The organism is Pseudomonas protegens, from assembly GCF_013407925.2.
Lineage (GTDB): Bacteria > Pseudomonadota > Gammaproteobacteria > Pseudomonadales > Pseudomonadaceae > Aquipseudomonas > Aquipseudomonas fluorescens_AP.
The window spans coordinates 4,032,318-4,049,615 of record NZ_CP060201.1 but is presented as its reverse complement, the minus strand read 5'-3'; the positions used below and the strand labels follow the sequence as shown (position 1 = coordinate 4,049,615).

The 17,298-nt window shown below is 54.8% G+C and carries 30 protein-coding genes; all 30 read right to left on the bottom strand.

Translation table 11 applies throughout. From position 1 onward, the window contains the following. Positions 1 to 77 precede the first annotated feature (77 nt). Complete coding sequence (rplQ, locus tag GGI48_RS18815; protein ID WP_007924175.1) at positions 78 to 464, bottom strand: 50S ribosomal protein L17; 387 nt, start codon at positions 462 to 464, stop codon at positions 78 to 80. A 42-nt stretch (positions 465 to 506) separates the two neighbouring features. Further along, positions 507 to 1,508, bottom strand: a complete 1,002-nt coding sequence (locus tag GGI48_RS18810; RefSeq protein ID WP_007970428.1) for a DNA-directed RNA polymerase subunit alpha — start codon at positions 1,506 to 1,508, stop codon at positions 507 to 509. Positions 1,509 to 1,530: 22 nt separating this feature from the next. Beyond that, complete coding sequence (rpsD, locus tag GGI48_RS18805) at positions 1,531 to 2,151, bottom strand: 30S ribosomal protein S4 (protein WP_011063772.1); 621 nt, start codon at positions 2,149 to 2,151, stop codon at positions 1,531 to 1,533. Positions 2,152 to 2,169: 18 nt separating this feature from the next. Further along, positions 2,170 to 2,559 (bottom strand): 30S ribosomal protein S11, encoded by a 390-nt coding sequence (rpsK, locus tag GGI48_RS18800; RefSeq protein WP_007924177.1) that lies wholly within the window; start codon positions 2,557 to 2,559, stop codon positions 2,170 to 2,172. Positions 2,560 to 2,589: 30 nt separating this feature from the next. Next, complete coding sequence (gene rpsM, locus GGI48_RS18795) at positions 2,590 to 2,946, bottom strand: 30S ribosomal protein S13 (RefSeq protein WP_003186020.1); 357 nt, start codon at positions 2,944 to 2,946, stop codon at positions 2,590 to 2,592. Positions 2,947 to 3,076: 130 nt separating this feature from the next. Then, the gene (gene rpmJ, locus GGI48_RS18790; protein WP_002555468.1) at positions 3,077 to 3,193 is read right to left on the bottom strand and encodes a 50S ribosomal protein L36; all 117 of its coding nucleotides are present in this window, start codon (positions 3,191 to 3,193) and stop codon (positions 3,077 to 3,079) included. Positions 3,194 to 3,217: 24 nt separating this feature from the next. Further along, positions 3,218 to 4,546, bottom strand: a complete 1,329-nt coding sequence (gene secY, locus GGI48_RS18785) for a preprotein translocase subunit SecY (protein WP_007924182.1) — start codon at positions 4,544 to 4,546, stop codon at positions 3,218 to 3,220. Then, a complete protein-coding gene (rplO, locus tag GGI48_RS18780) occupies positions 4,547 to 4,981 on the bottom strand; it encodes a 50S ribosomal protein L15 (protein WP_007924183.1) in 435 nt (144 codons plus the stop codon). 3 nt (positions 4,982 to 4,984) lie between these two features. Further along, complete coding sequence (gene rpmD / locus GGI48_RS18775) at positions 4,985 to 5,161, bottom strand: 50S ribosomal protein L30 (protein ID WP_003176408.1); 177 nt, start codon at positions 5,159 to 5,161, stop codon at positions 4,985 to 4,987. Between the two features lie 2 nt (positions 5,162 to 5,163). Next, a complete protein-coding gene (gene rpsE / locus GGI48_RS18770) occupies positions 5,164 to 5,664 on the bottom strand; it encodes a 30S ribosomal protein S5 (protein ID WP_007924184.1) in 501 nt (166 codons plus the stop codon). A gap of 3 nt (positions 5,665 to 5,667) precedes the next feature. After that, on the bottom strand, positions 5,668 to 6,018 hold the full coding sequence (rplR, locus tag GGI48_RS18765) for a 50S ribosomal protein L18 (protein ID WP_003186037.1): 351 nt from the start codon (positions 6,016 to 6,018) through the stop codon (positions 5,668 to 5,670). Between the two features lie 10 nt (positions 6,019 to 6,028). Beyond that, complete coding sequence (gene rplF, locus GGI48_RS18760) at positions 6,029 to 6,562, bottom strand: 50S ribosomal protein L6 (RefSeq protein WP_016966733.1); 534 nt, start codon at positions 6,560 to 6,562, stop codon at positions 6,029 to 6,031. 12 nt (positions 6,563 to 6,574) lie between these two features. Then, complete coding sequence (gene rpsH / locus GGI48_RS18755; RefSeq protein WP_011063773.1) at positions 6,575 to 6,967, bottom strand: 30S ribosomal protein S8; 393 nt, start codon at positions 6,965 to 6,967, stop codon at positions 6,575 to 6,577. A 207-nt stretch (positions 6,968 to 7,174) separates the two neighbouring features. After that, positions 7,175 to 7,480, bottom strand: coding sequence for a 30S ribosomal protein S14 (gene rpsN, locus GGI48_RS18750; RefSeq protein WP_003228726.1), 306 nt, complete (start codon positions 7,478 to 7,480; stop codon positions 7,175 to 7,177). A gap of 13 nt (positions 7,481 to 7,493) precedes the next feature. Continuing rightward, on the bottom strand, positions 7,494 to 8,033 hold the full coding sequence (gene rplE, locus GGI48_RS18745) for a 50S ribosomal protein L5 (RefSeq protein WP_003210069.1): 540 nt from the start codon (positions 8,031 to 8,033) through the stop codon (positions 7,494 to 7,496). A 20-nt stretch (positions 8,034 to 8,053) separates the two neighbouring features. Beyond that, positions 8,054 to 8,368 carry a 50S ribosomal protein L24 gene (gene rplX / locus GGI48_RS18740; protein ID WP_007896770.1) on the bottom strand — a complete coding sequence of 105 codons (315 nt, stop codon included), beginning with the start codon at positions 8,366 to 8,368 and terminating at the stop codon, positions 8,054 to 8,056. An 11-nt stretch (positions 8,369 to 8,379) separates the two neighbouring features. Next, complete coding sequence (gene rplN, locus GGI48_RS18735) at positions 8,380 to 8,748, bottom strand: 50S ribosomal protein L14 (protein ID WP_002555479.1); 369 nt, start codon at positions 8,746 to 8,748, stop codon at positions 8,380 to 8,382. A gap of 23 nt (positions 8,749 to 8,771) precedes the next feature. After that, complete coding sequence (gene rpsQ, locus GGI48_RS18730) at positions 8,772 to 9,038, bottom strand: 30S ribosomal protein S17 (RefSeq protein WP_003194644.1); 267 nt, start codon at positions 9,036 to 9,038, stop codon at positions 8,772 to 8,774. A 2-nt stretch (positions 9,039 to 9,040) separates the two neighbouring features. Then, positions 9,041 to 9,232, bottom strand: a complete 192-nt coding sequence (rpmC, locus tag GGI48_RS18725) for a 50S ribosomal protein L29 (protein ID WP_002555481.1) — start codon at positions 9,230 to 9,232, stop codon at positions 9,041 to 9,043. Next, positions 9,232 to 9,645: a 50S ribosomal protein L16 gene (gene rplP, locus GGI48_RS18720; protein WP_003228729.1), complete on the bottom strand. Its 414-nt coding sequence runs from the start codon at positions 9,643 to 9,645 to the stop codon at positions 9,232 to 9,234. Before rplP ends, rpmC begins: the two co-directional genes overlap by 1 nt. Positions 9,646 to 9,657: 12 nt before the next feature. Next, positions 9,658 to 10,344 carry a 30S ribosomal protein S3 gene (gene rpsC, locus GGI48_RS18715; protein WP_007924192.1) on the bottom strand — a complete coding sequence of 229 codons (687 nt, stop codon included), beginning with the start codon at positions 10,342 to 10,344 and terminating at the stop codon, positions 9,658 to 9,660. Positions 10,345 to 10,357: 13 nt separating this feature from the next. Further along, complete coding sequence (gene rplV / locus GGI48_RS18710; RefSeq protein ID WP_003103908.1) at positions 10,358 to 10,690, bottom strand: 50S ribosomal protein L22; 333 nt, start codon at positions 10,688 to 10,690, stop codon at positions 10,358 to 10,360. 13 nt (positions 10,691 to 10,703) lie between these two features. Continuing rightward, entirely contained in the window at positions 10,704 to 10,979 is a 276-nt protein-coding gene (rpsS, locus tag GGI48_RS18705; protein WP_002555486.1) for a 30S ribosomal protein S19, read from the bottom strand. A gap of 16 nt (positions 10,980 to 10,995) precedes the next feature. After that, entirely contained in the window at positions 10,996 to 11,820 is an 825-nt protein-coding gene (gene rplB / locus GGI48_RS18700) for a 50S ribosomal protein L2 (protein WP_011063775.1), read from the bottom strand. Positions 11,821 to 11,834: 14 nt separating this feature from the next. Then, the gene (gene rplW / locus GGI48_RS18695) at positions 11,835 to 12,134 is read right to left on the bottom strand and encodes a 50S ribosomal protein L23 (protein ID WP_002555488.1); all 300 of its coding nucleotides are present in this window, start codon (positions 12,132 to 12,134) and stop codon (positions 11,835 to 11,837) included. Beyond that, the gene (gene rplD, locus GGI48_RS18690) at positions 12,131 to 12,733 is read right to left on the bottom strand and encodes a 50S ribosomal protein L4 (protein ID WP_007924200.1); all 603 of its coding nucleotides are present in this window, start codon (positions 12,731 to 12,733) and stop codon (positions 12,131 to 12,133) included. Before rplD ends, rplW begins: the two co-directional genes overlap by 4 nt. A 12-nt stretch (positions 12,734 to 12,745) precedes the next feature. Continuing rightward, complete coding sequence (rplC, locus tag GGI48_RS18685; protein WP_007924205.1) at positions 12,746 to 13,381, bottom strand: 50S ribosomal protein L3; 636 nt, start codon at positions 13,379 to 13,381, stop codon at positions 12,746 to 12,748. 80 nt (positions 13,382 to 13,461) lie between these two features. Next, entirely contained in the window at positions 13,462 to 13,773 is a 312-nt protein-coding gene (rpsJ, locus tag GGI48_RS18680) for a 30S ribosomal protein S10 (protein WP_003186070.1), read from the bottom strand. 140 nt (positions 13,774 to 13,913) lie between these two features. Further along, positions 13,914 to 15,107, bottom strand: a complete 1,194-nt coding sequence (tuf, locus tag GGI48_RS18675; protein WP_060841339.1) for an elongation factor Tu — start codon at positions 15,105 to 15,107, stop codon at positions 13,914 to 13,916. Between the two features lie 34 nt (positions 15,108 to 15,141). Beyond that, positions 15,142 to 17,289: an elongation factor G gene (gene fusA / locus GGI48_RS18670; RefSeq protein ID WP_016968676.1), complete on the bottom strand. Its 2,148-nt coding sequence runs from the start codon at positions 17,287 to 17,289 to the stop codon at positions 15,142 to 15,144. Between the last annotated feature and the right edge of the window lie 9 nt (positions 17,290 to 17,298).

Here is a 17,298-nt window from a genome sequence, read left to right as displayed (position 1 = left end):
TAACGATAGAAATATCTAATACATACAGATACAAAAAACCGGGCACTAGGCCCGGTTCCTTGTTTCAGACTGACGTCTTACTCAGCGGATACAGCTTCACCGCCGACAGCACGATCAACCAGTTCAACGTACGCCATAGGAGCGTTGTCGCCAGCGCGGAAACCGCACTTGAGGATGCGCAGGTAGCCACCCTCACGGGTAGCGTAACGCTTGCCCAGGTCGTTGAAGAGCTTACCAACGATAGCTTTCGAACGAGTACGGTCGAAAGCCAGACGGCGGTTAGCCAGGCTGTCTGTCTTGGCCAAAGTGATCAGCGGCTCGGCAACGCGGCGCAGTTCTTTAGCTTTCGGCAGTGTAGTTTTGATCAGCTCGTGCTCGAACAGCGACACCGCCATGTTCTGGAACATGGCCTTGCGGTGCGAGCTGGTGCGGCTCAGGTGACGCCCACTTTTACGATGACGCATGGTTCATTCCTTACCAAACACAACGTTCGGTGATTACGACGATCAGGCAGTCGCCTTGTCGTCCTTCTTAAGACTTGCAGGCGGCCAGTTGTCGAGGCGCATGCCGAGGGACAGACCGCGGGAGGCCAGAACGTCCTTGATTTCGGTCAAGGATTTCTTACCCAGGTTCGGAGTCTTCAACAGTTCTACTTCGGTACGCTGAATCAGGTCGCCGATGTAGTAAATGTTTTCCGCCTTAAGGCAGTTAGCCGAACGTACAGTCAGTTCCAGATCGTCAACCGGGCGAAGCAGGATCGGATCGATCTCGTCTTCCTGCTCGACTACCACTGGCTCACTGTCACCTTTGAGGTCGACGAACGCAGCCAACTGCTGTTGCAGGATGGTTGCAGCACGACGGATAGCCTCTTCAGGATCCAGAGTACCGTTGGTTTCCAGATCAATAACCAGCTTGTCCAGGTTAGTACGCTGCTCGACACGGGCGTTTTCCACCACGTATGCGATGCGGCGAACCGGGCTGAACGAAGAGTCGAGCTGCAAGCGACCAATGCTGCGGCTTTCGTCTTCATCGCTCTGACGCGAGTCGGCCGGTTCATAACCACGACCACGAGCTACTACGAGCTTCATGTTCAGGGCGCCGTTAGACGCCAGGTTAGCGATTACGTGATCGGGGTTAACGATCTCGACATCATGATCCAGCTGAATATCGGCAGCGGTAACCACCCCCGAACCCTTCTTCGACAAGGTCAGCGTAACTTCGTCACGGCCGTGCAGCTTGATAGCCAGACCTTTAAGGTTCAACAGGATTTCAATTACGTCTTCCTGTACACCTTCGATGGCGCTGTACTCGTGGAGCACACCGTCAATCTCGGCCTCGACTACTGCACAGCCGGGCATTGAGGACAACAGGATGCGGCGCAGCGCGTTGCCCAGGGTGTGGCCAAAGCCACGCTCGAGAGGCTCGAGAGTGATCTTGGCGCGGGTTGGACTGACAACCTGCACATCAATGTGGCGGGGTGTCAGGAACTCATTTACCGAAATCTGCATGGATGCACCTATTTTCTAGCCCTTACTTGGAGTAGAGCTCGACAATCAGGCTTTCGTTGATGTCGGCGGACAGATCACTGCGAGCTGGAACGTTCTTGAAAACGCCCGACTTCTTCTCAGTGTCTACTTCTACCCATTCTACGCGGCCACGTTGAGCACACAGATCGAGAGCTTGGACAATGCGAAGTTGATTTTTTGCTTTCTCGCGGACAGCGACCACGTCACCAGCACGAACCTGGTAGGACGGAACGTTAACGGTCTGACCGTTTACGCTGATCGACTTGTGCGATACCAGCTGACGGGACTCGGCACGAGTAGAACCGAAGCCCATGCGGTATACAACGTTGTCCAGACGGCATTCGAGCAGTTGCAACAGGTTTTCGCCGGTTGCGCCCTTCTTGCCAGCTGCTTGTTTGTAGTAGCCGCTGAATTGACGCTCGAGTACGCCGTAGATACGACGAACTTTTTGCTTTTCACGCAGCTGAGTACCGTAGTCGGACTGACGACCACGACGCTGGCCGTGGATGCCAGGAGCTGCTTCGATGTTGCACTTGGATTCGATAGCGCGCACGCCGCTCTTCAGGAAGAGATCGGTGCCTTCGCGACGAGCCAGTTTGCATTTTGGACCAATGTAACGAGCCATTCTTTACAATCTCCTGGATTACACGCGGCGCTTCTTCGGCGGACGGCACCCGTTGTGCGGGATTGGCGTCACGTCGGTGATGCTGGCGATCTTGTAGCCACAGCCGTTCAAAGCGCGGACTGCGGATTCACGACCTGGACCTGGGCCCTTGACATTAACGTCGAGGTTCTTCAGGCCATATTCCAGCGCAGCTTGACCAGCACGTTCAGCGGCTACTTGAGCAGCAAACGGGGTGGACTTGCGAGAACCGCGGAAACCCGAACCACCGGAGGTTGCCCAGGAAAGAGCGTTACCTTGACGGTCGGTGATGGTCACGATGGTGTTGTTGAAAGACGCGTGGATGTGGGCGATGCCATCAACCACTGTCTTTTTAATCTTTTTACGAGGACGAGCAGCAGGTTTTGCCATGACTAAATTCCTGTCGATTCGCTGGTGCGATTACTTGCGGATCGGCTTACGCGGACCTTTGCGAGTACGCGCGTTGGTCTTGGTACGCTGACCGCGCACTGGAAGACCACGACGATGGCGCAGACCGCGGTAGCAGCCCAGATCCATCAAGCGTTTGATTTTCATGTTGATTTCGCGACGCAGGTCACCTTCAGTGGTGAACTTCGCCACTTCGCCACGCAGCTGTTCAATTTGCTCGTCGCTCAGATCCTTGATCTTCGCAGCTGGGTTGACCCCAGTCACCGCACAGATTTTCTGTGCAGTAGTGCGACCAACACCATAGATGTAGGTCAGCGAGATAACAGTATGCTTGTTATCTGGAATGTTAACGCCTGCAATACGGGCCATTCAGTGGGACTCCAATTGACAGCTACCTACGCCCCGGAAGCCAAGAAATAGGGCGCGAGATAATATCGCTGTAATAACAAATAATCAACCCGGCAGCGCACTAGCTGCCGGGCTTGAAGCACAATCACACTCAGCCTTGGCGCTGTTTGTGACGCGGTTCCGCGCTGCAAATTACTCGAACAACACCTTCGCGGCGAATAATCTTGCAGTTACGGCACAGCTTTTTCACCGATGCACGAACTTTCATCACCAACTCCTCGAACCTTATGGATTAGCGCAGCATGCCGCTGCCGTAACCCTTCAGGTTGGCTTTCTTCATCAGGGATTCGTACTGGTGGGAAACGAGGTGCGATTGTACTTGCGACATAAAGTCCATAACAACCACGACCACGATCAGCAACGAGGTCCCGCCAAGGTAGAACGGAACGTTTGCAGCAACCACCAGGAACTGGGGCAACAGGCACACGGCCGTCATATATAGAGCACCGAACATGGTCAAGCGGGTCAGAACGCCATCAATGTAGCGCGCCGACTGCTCACCTGGACGGATGCCCGGAATAAAGGCACCGGACTTCTTCAGGTTTTCCGCTACGTCTTTCGGATTGAACATCAACGCCGTATAGAAGAAGCAGAAGAAAATAATCCCTGCACTAAACAGCAGAATATTCAACGGCTGACCAGGAGCGATCGACTGCGAGATGTCCTGCAACCAGCCCATACCTTCAGACTGACCGAACCAGGCACCCAACGAAGCCGGAAACAGCAAAATGCTGCTCGCGAAGATAGCAGGAATAACACCGGCCATATTCACTTTCAGCGGCAAGTGGCTGGTCTGCGCAGCAAACACCTTACGGCCCTGCTGACGCTTGGCGTAGTGAACAGCAATACGACGCTGGCCACGCTCAATGAACACCACGAAACCGATAATCGCTACTGCCAGCAAACCGATCGCAACCAGGGCAAAAATATTGATATCACCCTGACGTGCAGACTCGAAAGACTGCCCGATCGCTCTCGGAAGACCGGCGACGATACCTGCGAAAATCAACATCGAGATACCGTTGCCAACACCACGCTCAGTAATCTGCTCACCCAGCCACATCATGAACATCGCACCAGCCACAAAAGTGGATACCGCGACGAAATGGAAGCCAAAGTCACCAGTGAACGCAACGCCCTGCCCCGCCAGACCAACGGACATGCCGATGGCCTGAACCAGAGCTAGGACGACAGTGCCGTAGCGGGTGTACTGGCTGATCTTGCGACGGCCAGCTTCACCTTCCTTCTTCAACTGTTCCAGCTGCGGGCTGACGGCGGTCATCAGCTGCATGATGATCGATGCCGAGATGTACGGCATGATCCCCAGTGCAAAGATGCTCATCCGCTCCAGCGCGCCGCCGGAAAACATGTTGAACAAGCTAAGAATGGTCCCCTCATTCTGTCGAAACAGGTCTGCGAGTCGGTCAGGGTTGATACCTGGAACCGGGATGTGTGCGCCTATTCGGTAGACGATAATCGCCAGGAACAGAAAACGCAGACGAGCCCAGAGTTCAGACATACCGCCTTTGCCGAGCGCAGAGAGAGCACCTTGCTTAGCCATTTATTCCTCGAACTTGCCGCCAGCTGCTTCGATAGCCGCACGCGCACCTTTGGTGGCGGCGATACCCTTGATGGTCACAGCGCGAGTAACTTCGCCGGACAGCATGATTTTCACACGCTGAACGTTCTGGTTAATCACGTTGGCATCTTTCAGGGACTGCACAGTGACGATGTCGCCTTCCACTTTAGCCAGTTCGGACAGACGCACTTCTGCGCGGTCCATGGCTTTCAGGGAAACGAAACCGAATTTCGGCAGGCGACGATGCAGCGGCTGTTGGCCGCCTTCAAAGCCTGGAGCAATGGTGCCACCGGAGCGGGAAGTCTGACCTTTGTGACCACGGCCACCAGTCTTACCCAAACCACTACCGATACCACGGCCCGGACGATGCTTTTCGCGACGGGAACCCGGCGCTGGACTCAGATCATTGAGTTTCATCGATTAACCCTCGACACGCAGCATGTAGTAAGCCTTGTTGATCATCCCGCGATTCTCGGGAGTATCCTGGACTTCTACAGTGTGACCGATGCGACGCAGACCCAGACCCTTAACGCACAGTTTGTGGTTAGGGATACGGCCGGTCATGCTTTTGATCAGCGTTACTTTTACGGTAGCCATGATCAGATGATCTCCTGGACGCTTTTGCCACGCTTGGCGGCAATGGATTCAGGGGACTGCATAGCCTTCAAACCCTTGAAAGTGGCGTGAACCACGTTTACTGGGTTAGTCGAGCCATAGCACTTGGCCAGAACGTTCTGAACACCAGCCACTTCGAGAACGGCACGCATAGCGCCGCCAGCGATGATACCAGTACCTTCAGAAGCAGGCTGCATGTACACCTTCGAAGCGCCGTGGGCGGACTTCATAGCGTATTGCAGAGTGGTGCCGTTCAGATCAACTTGGATCATGTTGCGGCGAGCAGCTTCCATTGCCTTCTGGATCGCAGCAGGCACTTCACGCGACTTGCCACGGCCGAAGCCAACACGGCCTTTACCATCACCAACCACGGTCAACGCGGTGAAAGTGAAGATACGGCCGCCTTTAACGGTTTTGGCTACGCGGTTAACTTGAACCAGCTTCTCGATGTAGCCTTCGTCGCGCTTTTGGTCGTTATTTGACATAACTTAGAACTCCAGCCCAGCTTCACGAGCAGCATCAGCCAGCGCCTTGACGCGGCCGTGGTACTTGAAGCCAGAGCGGTCGAAAGCCACCTGCGAGACGCCAGCGGCTTTTGCACGCGTAGCGACCAGCTGGCCAACCTTAGTGGCCGCGTCGATGTTGCCAGTGGCGCCATCACGCAGTTCTTTATCCAAAGTCGAGGCACTTGCCAGGACTTTGTTGCCGTCGGCCGAAATGACCTGGGCGTAGATGTGCTGCGAAGAGCGGAACACGCAGAGACGCACGACTTCGAGTTCGTGCATTTTCAGGCGTGCTTTGCGAGCGCGACGCAGTCGAGTAACTTTTTTGTCGGTCATTTGCTATGCCCTACTTCTTCTTGGCTTCTTTACGACGGACGACTTCGTCCGCGTAGCGCACACCTTTACCTTTGTAAGGCTCTGGTGGACGGAAGTCGCGGATCTCAGCGGCCACTTGACCTACCAGCTGCTTATCGATGCCCCGGATCAGGATATCGGTCTGGCTAGGAGTCTCAGCGGTGATGCCTTCCGGCAGTTCGTAATCCACTGGATGCGAGAAGCCGAGGGCCAGGTTCAGCACTGTGCCTTTTGCTTGTGCCTTGTAACCAACACCGACCAGCTGGAGCTTACGCTCGAAGCCTTGGCTTACGCCTTGGACCATGTTGTTTACCAGAGCACGAGTGGTACCGGCCATTGCACGAGTTTGTTGGTCGCCATTGCGAGCAGCAAAACGCAGCTCACCAGCTTCCTCAACAATTTCAACGGACGAGTGAACGTTCAGTTCGAGAGTGCCCTTGGCACCCTTCACCGAAAGCTGTTGGCCGGCGAATTTAACTTCGACACCAGCTGGCAGCTTAACGGGGTTCTTAGCGACGCGAGACATGCTTATCCCCCCTTAGAACACAGTGCAAAGAACTTCGCCGCCGACACCGGCAGCGCGCGCAGCACGATCAGTCATCACACCTTTGTTGGTGGAGACGATAGACACGCCAAGGCCGCCACGAACTTTCGGCAACTCTTCAACGGACTTGTACTGACGCAGGCCTGGACGGCTAACGCGCTTCACTTCCTCGATGACCGGACGGCCTTCGAAGTATTTCAGCTCGATGGACAGCAGAGGCTTGATTTCGCTGCTGATCTGATAACCCGCGATGTAACCTTCGTCCTTCAGGACTTTTGCTACAGCCACCTTCAGCGTGGAAGACGGCATGCTTACGACGGACTTTTCAGCCATCTGGGCATTACGGATTCGAGTTAGCATGTCCGCTAACGGGTCCTGCATACTCATGGGCTAGATGCTCCTGATACAAAAAGAATTAGCCTTGCGGCTACAACTGTCGCCGAGAAATTCCGGGCAAAAAACACGGGCTCAGGCGAGCCGGTCATTCTAGACACACCCCAGAAATGAATCAAGCCCCAAAAGGGGCTTGATTCAAGTTCAAGGCCACCGGTGATCGGGATCTTGCGACACCGAACACCGCGACTTTGATAGCTATTACCAGCTGGCTTTGACCAGACCTGGTACGTCACCACGCATTGCGGCTTCACGCAGCTTGTTACGGCCCAGGCCGAACTTGCGGTAAACGCCGTGCGGACGACCAGTCAGGCGGCAGCGATTACGCATGCGCGAAGCGCTCGCGTCACGTGGCTGCTTCTGCAGAGCCACGGTAGCTTCCCAACGAGCCTCTGGACTTGCGTTCAGATCCACGATGATAGCTTTCAGCGCTGCACGCTTGGTGGCGTACTTGGCAACGGTGAGCTGACGCTTCAGCTCACGGTTCTTCATGCTCTTCTTGGCCATTTTCCTACTCCAATCAGTTGCGGAACGGGAATTTGAAAGCACGCAGCAGAGCGCGGCCTTCGTCATCGTTCTTGGCAGTGGTGGTCAGGGTAATGTCCAGACCGCGGAGAGCATCGATCTTGTCGTAATCGATTTCCGGGAAAATGATCTGCTCTTTCACGCCCATGCTGTAGTTGCCACGACCATCGAAGGACTTGGCATTCAGGCCGCGGAAGTCGCGAACCCGAGGCAGGGAGATCGACAGCAGACGATCCAGGAACTCGTACATACGCTCACGGCGCAGAGTCACTTTGACGCCGATCGGCCATCCTTCGCGGACTTTGAAGCCAGCGATGGATTTACGAGCGTAGGTCACAACGACTTTCTGGCCGGTGATCTTTTCCAGGTCAGCAACAGCGTGCTCGATGACTTTTTTGTCGCCGATCGCTTCGCCCAGACCCATGTTCAGGGTGATTTTGGTAACGCGCGGAACTTCCATCACGTTCGAAAGCTTAAGTTCTTCCTTAAGTTTCGGAGCGATTTCCTTCCGGTAAATCTCTTTTAGTCGTGCCATGGTCTTCTACCTAGCAGTGTTCAAGCATCAACCGCTTTTTGGGTCGACTTGAAGACACGAATTTTTTTGCCGTCTTCTACTTTGAAACCAACGCGGTCAGCCTTGTTGGTTTCGCCGTTGAAAATGGCGACGTTGGAAGCGTGCAGTGGCGCTTCTTTCTCGACGATACCGCCCTGTACGCCCGACATCGGGTTAGGCTTGGTATGACGCTTGACCAGGTTCAGGCCACCGACGACCAGACGGTCATCAGCCAGAACCTTAAGCACCTTACCGCGCTTACCTTTGTCTTTGCCGGCGATCACGATGATCTCGTCGTCACGACGAATCTTTTGCATGTCGGATCTCCTTACAGCACTTCTGGGGCGAGCGAGACGATCTTCATGAACTTCTCAGTACGAAGTTCACGGGTCACTGGCCCAAAGATACGGGTGCCGATCGGCTCTTGCTTGTTGTTCAACAGAACAGCAGCGTTGCCATCAAAGCGGATGATGGAGCCGTCAGCACGACGAACACCATGGCGAGTGCGGACTACAACAGCAGTCATCACTTGGCCTTTTTTCACCTTACCGCGAGGAATTGCTTCCTTGACGGTCACTTTGATGATGTCACCGATACCAGCGTAACGACGATGGGAGCCACCCAGCACCTTGATGCACATAACGCGGCGAGCGCCGCTGTTATCGGCCACATCGAGCATGGATTGAGTCTGAATCATATAATTTCTCCGACCCCTAGCCCTTAGACTTCCACAGCGCGTTCGAGAACATCAACCAGGGCCCAAGACTTGGTCTTGGCCATCGGACGAGTTTCACGAATAGTGACTTTGTCGCCGATGTGGCACTGATTGGTTTCGTCGTGCGCGTGCAGCTTAGTCGAACGCTTAACGTATTTACCGTAGATAGGGTGCTTAACGCGACGCTCGATCAGAACGGTGATGGTCTTGTCCATCTTGTCGCTGACAACACGGCCAGTCAGCGTACGGACAGTTTTTTCGGCTTCAGCCATGATTACTTACCTGCCTGCTGGTTGAGCACAGTCTTCACGCGAGCGATGTCACGCTTAACTTGCGAGAGCAGATGAGACTGCCCCAACTGGCCAGTTGCTTTCTGCATACGCAGATTGAACTGGTCGCGCAGCAGGCCGAGCAGTTGCTCGTTCAGCTGCTGTGCGGATTTTTCACGAAGTTCATTCGCTTTCATCACATCACCGTCCGTTTAACAAAGGAGGTGGCGAGCGGCAGCTTTGCAGCAGCCAGGGCGAAAGCCTCACGCGCCAGCTCTTCAGAAACACCCTCGATTTCATACAGGACTTTGCCTGGCTGAATCTGGGCAACCCAGTATTCGACGTTACCCTTACCTTTACCCATCCGAACTTCGAGTGGCTTTTTGGAAATAGGCTTGTCCGGGAATACACGGATCCAGATCTTGCCACCACGTTTTACGTGACGGGTCAGAGCACGACGCGCTGACTCGATCTGACGAGCGGTGAGACGACCACGAGCAACAGACTTCAGCGCGAACTCGCCGAAGCTGACTTTGCTACCGCGCAATGCCAAACCACGGTTGTGGCCGGTCATTTGCTTGCGGAACTTCGTACGCTTTGGTTGCAACATTTGGCGTACCCCTTACTTAGCAGCTTTTTTACGAGGCGCAGGTGCTTGCGGCTTCAGCTCTTCTTGGCGACCACCAATTACTTCGCCTTTGAAGATCCAAACCTTCACACCGATCACACCGTAGGTGGTGTGAGCTTCGTAGGTGGCATAGTCGATATCGGCACGCAGGGTGTGCAGTGGCACACGACCTTCGCGATACCATTCAGTACGTGCGATTTCAGCACCGCCGAGACGACCGCTCACTTGGATTTTGATGCCTTTGGCACCAATGCGCATGGCGTTCTGTACAGCGCGCTTCATAGCACGACGGAACATTACGCGGCGCTCCAGCTGCTGAGCTACGCTCTGCGCAACCAGCATACCGTCGAGCTCCGGCTTGCGGATCTCTTCGATATTGATGTGCACAGGCACACCCATTTGCTTGGTCAGGTCCTGACGCAGCTTCTCAACATCTTCACCTTTCTTGCCGATCACGATGCCGGGACGAGCGGTGTGGATGGTGATGCGTGCAGTTTGAGCCGGACGATGGATATCGATACGGCTTACGGACGCGCTTTTTAGTTTGTCTTGGAGATACTCACGCACATTCAGATCTGCGAGCAAATAGTCCGCATAAGTCCGACCGTCTGCGTACCAGACGGAGGTGTGCTCCTTGACGATTCCCAGGCGAATGCCAATGGGATGTACTTTCTGACCCATCTCTTCGACTCCGTTACTTGTCAGCAACCTTGACAGTGATATGGCAAGACCGCTTGACGATGCGATCAGCACGGCCTTTGGCACGTGGCATGATGCGCTTCAGCGAACGCCCTTCGTTGACGAAAACGGTGGAGACCTTCAGGTCATCAACGTCTGCGCCTTCGTTATGCTCGGCGTTGGCTACGGCCGACTCCAGCACTTTCTTCATGATCTCGGCGGCTTTCTTACTGCTGAAAGCCAACAGGTTGAGCGCTTCGCCCACCTTCTTCCCGCGGATCTGGTCGGCGACCAAGCGGGCTTTCTGGGCGGAGATTCGAGCGCCCGACAACTTAGCGGCTACTTCCATCATTCCTTACCCCTTAACGCTTGGCTTTCTTGTCAGCCACGTGCCCGCGATATGTACGGGTACCGGCGAACTCGCCCAGTTTGTGGCCGACCATGTCTTCGTTCACGAGAACTGGAACATGTTGACGACCGTTATGCACTGCAATGGTCAGACCGACCATTTGTGGCAGGATCATGGAACGGCGCGACCAGGTCTTAACTGGTTTGCGATCGTTCTTTTCCGCCGCCACTTCGATCTTCTTCAGTAGGTGAAGATCAATAAAAGGACCTTTTTTCAGAGAACGTGGCACTGTCGTATCCCTCTATTTACTTGCGACGACGGACGATCATTTTGTCGGTACGCTTATTACCACGAGTCTTCGCGCCCTTAGTCGGGAAGCCCCATGGCGATACCGGATGACGACCACCAGAGGTACGACCTTCACCACCACCATGTGGGTGGTCAACCGGGTTCATGGCAACACCACGAACGGTTGGGCGAACGCCACGCCAGCGTTTGGCACCAGCTTTACCCAGCGAACGCAGGCTGTGCTCGGAGTTCGAGACTTCGCCCAGGGTCGCACGGCACTCAGCCAGCACTTTACGCATCTCACCAGAACGCAGACGCAGGGTCACGTAGACACCTTCACGAGCGACCAGCTGAGCCGAAGCACCAGCCGAACGAGCGATTTGCGCGCCTTTACCTGGCTTCAGTTCGATGCCGTGTACGGTGCTACCAACTGGAATGTTGCGCAGCTGCAGAGCGTTGCCCGGCTTGATCGGCGCCAGAGCACCTGCGATCAGCTGGTCACCAGCGCTCACGCCTTTGGGGGCGATGATGTAGCGACGCTCGCCATCTGCGTACAGCAGCAGGGCGATGTGAGCAGTACGGTTTGGATCGTATTCGATACGCTCGACAGTGGCAGCGATGCCATCTTTGTCGTTGCGACGGAAGTCGACCAGACGGTAATGCTGCTTATGACCACCACCAACGTGACGAGTGGTAATACGGCCATTGTTGTTACGACCACCAGACTTCGACTTCTTCTCGAGCAGCGGTGCGTGAGGAGCGCCTTTATGCAGCTCCTGGTTGACCACCTTGACCACAAAACGGCGGCCAGGGGAAGTCGGTTTGCATTTAACGATTGCCATGATGCACCCCTTCCTTACTCAGCACTGCTGCTGAAATCGAGATCTTGGCCTGGCTGAAGGGAGATAACTGCCTTCTTCCAGTCATTACGCTTGCCCAGACCGCGAGCGGTACGCTTGCTCTTACCCAGAACGTTCAGGGTAGTAACGCGCTCCACTTTCACGCTGAACAGGCTTTCGACGGCCTTCTTGATTTCCAGCTTGGTTGCATCAGTAGCAACCTTGAAAACGAACTGGCCTTTCTTGTCTGCCAGAACCGTAGCCTTCTCGGAAACGTGCGGGCCAAGCAGAACTTTAAATACGCGTTCCTGGTTCATCCCAGCAGCTCCTCGAATTTCTTCACGGCCGACACAGTGATCAACACTTTGTCGTATGCGATCAGACTAACTGGATCGGAACCTTGCACGTCACGTACATCAACGTGAGGCAGGTTACGAGCAGCCAGGTACAGGTTCTGATCAACAGCGTCCGACACGATCAGAACGTCGGTCAGGCTCATGTTGTTCAGTTTGCCCAGCAGATCTTTGGTTTTCGGAGTTTCAACAGCGAAATCCTGAACCACGACCAGACGATCAGTACGCACCAACTCAGCAAGGATGGAACGCATTGCTGCGCGATACATCTTCTTGTTCAGCTTCTGGGAGTGATCCTGAGGACGAGCTGCGAAAGTGGTACCGCCGCCACGCCAGATTGGGCTACGGATAGTACCGGCACGAGCACGGCCAGTACCTTTCTGACGCCATGGGCGCTTGCCGCCACCGGAAACGTCGGAACGGGTCTTTTGCTGCTTGCTACCTTGACGGCCGCCGGCCATGTAGGCCACGACTGCTTGGTGAACCAGCGTCTCGTTGAATTCGCCGCCAAATGTCAGTTCGGAAACTTCGATCGCTTGAGCGTCATTTACATTTAATTGCATGTCAGCTTCCCCTTAACCGCGAGCCTTGGCCGCCGGACGTACAACCAGGTTGCCGCCAGTAGCGCCAGGAACAGCACCCTTGACCAACAACAGATTGCGTTCAGCGTCGACGCGCACTACTTCCAGGGACTGCACGGTCACGCGCTCAGCGCCCATATGACCGGACATTTTTTTGCCCTTGAATACACGACCAGGAGTCTGGCACTGGCCAATAGAGCCCGGGACGCGGTGGGAAACGGAGTTACCGTGGGTGTTATCTTGACCGCGGAAATTCCAACGCTTGATGGTACCGGCGAAGCCTTTACCTTTCGACTGGCCGGTAACATCTACCAGTTGGCCAGCTGCGAAGATTTCTGCATTGATCAGATCGCCAGCTTGGTACTCGCCTTCTTCAAGACGGAATTCCCAAACGCCACGACCAGCAGCAACGTTCGCTTTAGCGAAGTGACCTGCTTGAGCAGCAGTCACGCGCGAAGCACGACGCTCACCTACAGTGACTTGCACTGCACGATAGCCATCGGTTTCTTCAGTTTTGAACTGGGTGACGCGATTCGGCTCGATCTCAATGACCGTGACCGGAATGGAGACACCTTCTTCGGTGAAAATACGGGTCATACCGCATTTACGACCGACTACACCAATAGTCATGTTGTAAACCTCATGAGTGTACGGGGCTTTCACCCGCTATGGCCGCCCATTTCAGAGCGTTACACGACTAAGACCGAGTCTTAGCCGAGGCTGATCTGCACTTCCACACCTGCCGCAAGATCAAGCTTCATAAGTGCGTCAACGGTTTTATCCGTTGGCTGGACGATGTCCAGGACACGCTTATGAGTACGGATCTCGTACTGGTCACGCGCGTCTTTGTTGACGTGCGGGGAGACCAGAACGGTGAACCGTTCTTTACGGGTAGGCAGTGGAATTGGACCACGCACTTGAGCACCAGTACGTTTCGCGGTTTCCACGATTTCCTGGGTGGATTGGTCGATCAGGCGATGGTCGAAAGCCTTCAACCTGATACGGATTTGCTGATTTTGCATTGGATTTCAGACTCCAGGCTGCTATTCCCACCGGGCGCAATACGCCCGTTAAAAGGAGGCGCAATTCTATAGACGGCCCCACAGAGTGTCAACCCAATAAAAAAGCCCCCGCAAGCGGGGGCTTCTTCATGAGTCGTCGATTACTCGATGACTTTGGCTACGACGCCGGCGCCGACGGTACGACCGCCTTCACGGATAGCGAAACGCAGACCATCTTCCATCGCGATGGTTTTGATCAGAGTGACAGTCATCTGGATGTTGTCACCTGGCATTACCATTTCAACGCCTTCTGGCAGCTCGCAGTTACCAGTCACGTCAGTAGTACGGAAGTAGAACTGTGGACGGTAGCCTTTGAAGAACGGAGTATGACGGCCGCCTTCTTCTTTGCTCAGAACGTAAACTTCAGCGGTGAACTTGGTGTGAGGCTTAACGGTGCCTGGCTTAACCAGAACCTGGCCACGCTCAACGTCGTCACGCTTGGTACCACGCAGCAGAACGCCGCAGTTCTCACCAGCACGACCTTCGTCGAGCAGCTTGCGGAACATTTCAACGCCGGTGCAGGTAGTTTTCTGAGTGTCGCGCAGACCGACGATCTCAACTTCTTCCTGGATGCGGACGATACCACGCTCAACACGGCCAGTTACCACGGTGCCACGACCGGAGATCGAGAACACGTCTTCGATTGGCATCAGGAACGGCTTGTCGATTGCACGCTCTGGCTCTGGGATGTAGGTGTCCAGAGTTTCTACCAGACGCTTAACAGCGGTGGTACCCATTTCGTTGTCGTCTTGGCCGTTCAGAGCCATCAGAGCCGAACCGATGATGATCGGAGTGTCGTCACCTGGGAAGTCGTAAGTGCTCAGCAGATCGCGCACTTCCATCTCAACCAGTTCCAGCAGCTCAGCGTCGTCAACCATGTCAGCCTTGTTCAGGAAGACAACGATGTACGGAACGCCTACCTGACGGGACAGCAGGATGTGCTCACGAGTTTGTGGCATCGGACCATCGGCAGCCGAGCAAACCAGGATCGCGCCGTCCATCTGAGCAGCACCAGTGATCATGTTTTTGACGTAGTCGGCGTGACCTGGGCAGTCAACGTGCGCGTAGTGACGAATGTGCGAATCGTACTCTACGTGCGCAGTGTTGATGGTGATACCACGAGCCTTTTCTTCTGGGGCGCTGTCGATCTTGTCGAAGTCAACACGAGCCGAACCGAAAACTTCGGAGCAAACGCGAGTCAGAGCAGCAGTCAGAGTGGTTTTACCGTGGTCAACGTGACCGATAGTGCCAACGTTGACGTGCGGTTTGTTACGTTCAAATTTTTCTTTAGCCACGACAATAAACTCCTAGCCTAAAGGGGAGACTGAATCAGCCTTGTTTTTTAACGAGAGCTTCGACGATGTTCGACGGAGCTTCGGCGTATTTGGAGAATTCCATGGAGTAGCTCGCGCGACCCTGAGACATGGAACGAACGTCAGTTGCATAACCGAACATTTCACCCAGTGGTACCTCGGCACGGATAACCTTGCCGGACACCGAGTCATCCATACCCTGAATCAGACCACGACGACGGTTCAGGTCACCCATCACGTCACCCATGTAGTCCTCTGGGGTTACCACTTCAACCTTCATGATCGGCTCGAGCACAACACCGCCACCCTTCTGGGCCAGCTGCTTGGTCGCCATGGAGGCTGCCACCTTGAACGCCATCTCGTTGGAGTCGACGTCGTGGTAGGAACCATCGAACACGGTAGCCTTCAGGCCGATCAGCGGATAACCGGCAACGACGCCGTTCTTCATCTGCTCTTCGATACCCTTCTGGATAGCCGGGATGTATTCCTTAGGAACCACACCACCAACAACTTCGTTGGTGAAGACCAGACCTTCGGTGATGTTGCCGCTCGCGTCGACGTCCGGCTCCGAGAAACGGATCCAGCAGTGACCGAACTGACCGCGACCACCCGATTGACGAACGAATTTGCCTTCGATCTCAACGTTGCTCTTGGTGATCTTCTCGCGGTACGAAACCTGCGGCTTGCCGATGTTGGCTTCGACGTTGAACTCGCGCTTCATGCGGTCAACGAGGATGTCCAGGTGCAGCTCGCCCATACCGGAAATGATGGTCTGACCAGTCTCTTCGTCAGTCTTGACGCGGAACGACGGGTCTTCCTGAGCCAGTTTGCCCAGTGCAATACCCATCTTCTCCTGGTCCTGCTTGGTTTTCGGCTCTACCGCTACCGAAATTACAGGCTCAGGGAAATCCATACGCTCAAGAATGATCTGCTTGTCCAGATCGCACAAAGTATCACCAGTGGTGACGTCTTTCATGCCGATCAGGGCAGCGATATCGCCTGCACGTACTTCCTTGATCTCTTCACGCTGGTTGGCGTGCATCTGCACCATACGACCAACGCGCTCTTTCTTGCCCTTGACCGAGTTGATCACGGAGTCGCCCGAGCTCAGGAAGCCCGAGTAAACGCGCACGAAAGTCAGAGTACCAACGAACGGGTCGGTAGCAATCTTGAATGCCAGAGCCGAGAACGGTTCAGCATCGTCAGCGTGACGCTCGTCGTAATCAGCCTCTACCAGCTCATCCTTCGGCTTCTCGATGAGATCCGGATGGATACCTTTGATCGCCGGGATCTCGGTAGGAGCAGGCAGGAAGTCGATAACAGCGTCGAGAACCAAGGGAACACCCTTGTTCTTGAACGAAGAACCGCAGACAGCCGGAACGATTTCGCTAGCCAGGGTGCGCGCACGCAGACCAGCCTTGATCTCTTCTGGAGTCAGGTCACCTTCTTCAAGGTACTTGTTCATCAGCTCTTCGTTGGCTTCAGCAGCGGCTTCAACCATGTTGGAGCGCCACTCGTTAGCCAGGTCCAGCATATCGGCAGGAATTTCTTCCTCGCGATAGGTAGTACCCTTGTCGTCGTCGTTCCAGTAGATAGCCTTCATCTTGATCAGATCAACCTGACCTTCGAAGTTATCTTCAGCGCCGATAGCCAGCTGAACCGGAACCGGGGTATGCCCCAGGCGGTTCTTGATCTGACCGACAACGCGCAGGAAGTTAGCACCAGCACGGTCCATCTTGTTCACGTAAACAACACGTGGAACGCCGTACTTGTTGGCTTGACGCCATACGGTTTCGGACTGAGGCTCAACACCGGAAGTACCGCAGAACACAACGACCGCGCCGTCGAGTACGCGCAGAGAGCGCTCTACTTCAATGGTGAAGTCTACGTGGCCCGGGGTATCGATAACGTTGACACGATAGTTATCGTATTGGCCGCGCGAACCTTTCCAGAAGGTAGTTACAGCAGCGGAGGTAATGGTGATACCACGCTCCTGCTCCTGCACCATCCAGTCGGTGGTAGCAGCGCCGTCATGCACCTCACCCATCTTGTGGCTGAGACCTGTGTAAAACAGGATCCGCTCGGTAGTGGTAGTCTTGCCCGCGTCAACGTGGGCACAGATACCAATGTTACGGTAGCGGTTGATTGCTGTAGTACGAGCCATAAAGCCCTC

What these genes read in the sequence shown, in the direction of transcription:
- rplB (WP_011063775.1), bottom strand. Translation starts at nt 11,820, where the DNA reads ATGGCAATCGTTAAATGCAAACCGACTTCCCCTGGCCGCCGTTTTGTG.
- rpmC (WP_002555481.1), bottom strand. Translation starts at nt 9,232, where the DNA reads ATGAAAGCGAATGAACTTCGTGAAAAATCCGCACAGCAGCTGAACGAG.
- rplC (WP_007924205.1), bottom strand. Translation starts at nt 13,381, where the DNA reads ATGACTATTGGTGTAGTCGGTCGTAAATGCGGTATGACCCGTATTTTC.
- rplD (WP_007924200.1), bottom strand. Translation starts at nt 12,733, where the DNA reads ATGCAATTAAATGTAAATGACGCTCAAGCGATCGAAGTTTCCGAACTG.
- secY (WP_007924182.1), bottom strand. Translation starts at nt 4,546, where the DNA reads ATGGCTAAGCAAGGTGCTCTCTCTGCGCTCGGCAAAGGCGGTATGTCT.
- rpsD (WP_011063772.1), bottom strand. Translation starts at nt 2,151, where the DNA reads ATGGCTCGTTACATTGGTCCAAAATGCAAACTGGCTCGTCGCGAAGGC.
- rpsK (WP_007924177.1), bottom strand. Translation starts at nt 2,559, where the DNA reads ATGGCAAAACCTGCTGCTCGTCCTCGTAAAAAGATTAAAAAGACAGTG.
- rpmJ (WP_002555468.1), bottom strand. Translation starts at nt 3,193, where the DNA reads ATGAAAGTTCGTGCATCGGTGAAAAAGCTGTGCCGTAACTGCAAGATT.
- rplR (WP_003186037.1), bottom strand. Translation starts at nt 6,018, where the DNA reads ATGACCGACAAAAAAGTTACTCGACTGCGTCGCGCTCGCAAAGCACGC.
- rpsM (WP_003186020.1), bottom strand. Translation starts at nt 2,946, where the DNA reads ATGGCCCGTATTGCAGGCGTTAACATTCCAGATAACAAGCATACTGTT.
- GGI48_RS18810 (WP_007970428.1), bottom strand. Translation starts at nt 1,508, where the DNA reads ATGCAGATTTCGGTAAATGAGTTCCTGACACCCCGCCACATTGATGTG.
- rplN (WP_002555479.1), bottom strand. Translation starts at nt 8,748, where the DNA reads ATGATTCAGACTCAATCCATGCTCGATGTGGCCGATAACAGCGGCGCT.
- rpsC (WP_007924192.1), bottom strand. Translation starts at nt 10,344, where the DNA reads ATGGGTCAGAAAGTACATCCCATTGGCATTCGCCTGGGAATCGTCAAG.
- rplW (WP_002555488.1), bottom strand. Translation starts at nt 12,134, where the DNA reads ATGAACCAGGAACGCGTATTTAAAGTTCTGCTTGGCCCGCACGTTTCC.
- rplF (WP_016966733.1), bottom strand. Translation starts at nt 6,562, where the DNA reads ATGTCTCGCGTCGCTAAGAACCCCGTTAAGCTGCCAGCTGGTGTCGAA.
- rpsN (WP_003228726.1), bottom strand. Translation starts at nt 7,480, where the DNA reads ATGGCCAAGAAGAGCATGAAGAACCGTGAGCTGAAGCGTCAGCTCACC.
- rpsJ (WP_003186070.1), bottom strand. Translation starts at nt 13,773, where the DNA reads ATGCAAAATCAGCAAATCCGTATCAGGTTGAAGGCTTTCGACCATCGC.
- rplE (WP_003210069.1), bottom strand. Translation starts at nt 8,033, where the DNA reads ATGGCACGACTAAAAGAGATTTACCGGAAGGAAATCGCTCCGAAACTT.
- rpmD (WP_003176408.1), bottom strand. Translation starts at nt 5,161, where the DNA reads ATGGCTACCGTAAAAGTAACGCTGATCAAAAGCATGACCGGCCGTATC.
- rplV (WP_003103908.1), bottom strand. Translation starts at nt 10,690, where the DNA reads ATGGAAGTAGCCGCTAAGTTGTCGGGCGCTCGAATCTCCGCCCAGAAA.
- rpsH (WP_011063773.1), bottom strand. Translation starts at nt 6,967, where the DNA reads ATGAGTATGCAGGACCCGTTAGCGGACATGCTAACTCGAATCCGTAAT.
- rplO (WP_007924183.1), bottom strand. Translation starts at nt 4,981, where the DNA reads ATGAAACTCAATGATCTGAGTCCAGCGCCGGGTTCCCGTCGCGAAAAG.
- rpsQ (WP_003194644.1), bottom strand. Translation starts at nt 9,038, where the DNA reads ATGGCTGAAGCCGAAAAAACTGTCCGTACGCTGACTGGCCGTGTTGTC.
- rplQ (WP_007924175.1), bottom strand. Translation starts at nt 464, where the DNA reads ATGCGTCATCGTAAAAGTGGGCGTCACCTGAGCCGCACCAGCTCGCAC.
- rplP (WP_003228729.1), bottom strand. Translation starts at nt 9,645, where the DNA reads ATGTTGCAACCAAAGCGTACGAAGTTCCGCAAGCAAATGACCGGCCAC.
- rpsE (WP_007924184.1), bottom strand. Translation starts at nt 5,664, where the DNA reads ATGTCAAATAACGACCAAAAGCGCGACGAAGGCTACATCGAGAAGCTG.
- fusA (WP_016968676.1), bottom strand. Translation starts at nt 17,289, where the DNA reads ATGGCTCGTACTACAGCAATCAACCGCTACCGTAACATTGGTATCTGT.
- rplX (WP_007896770.1), bottom strand. Translation starts at nt 8,368, where the DNA reads ATGCAAAAGATTCGTCGTGACGACGAGATCATCGTGATCGCCGGCAAA.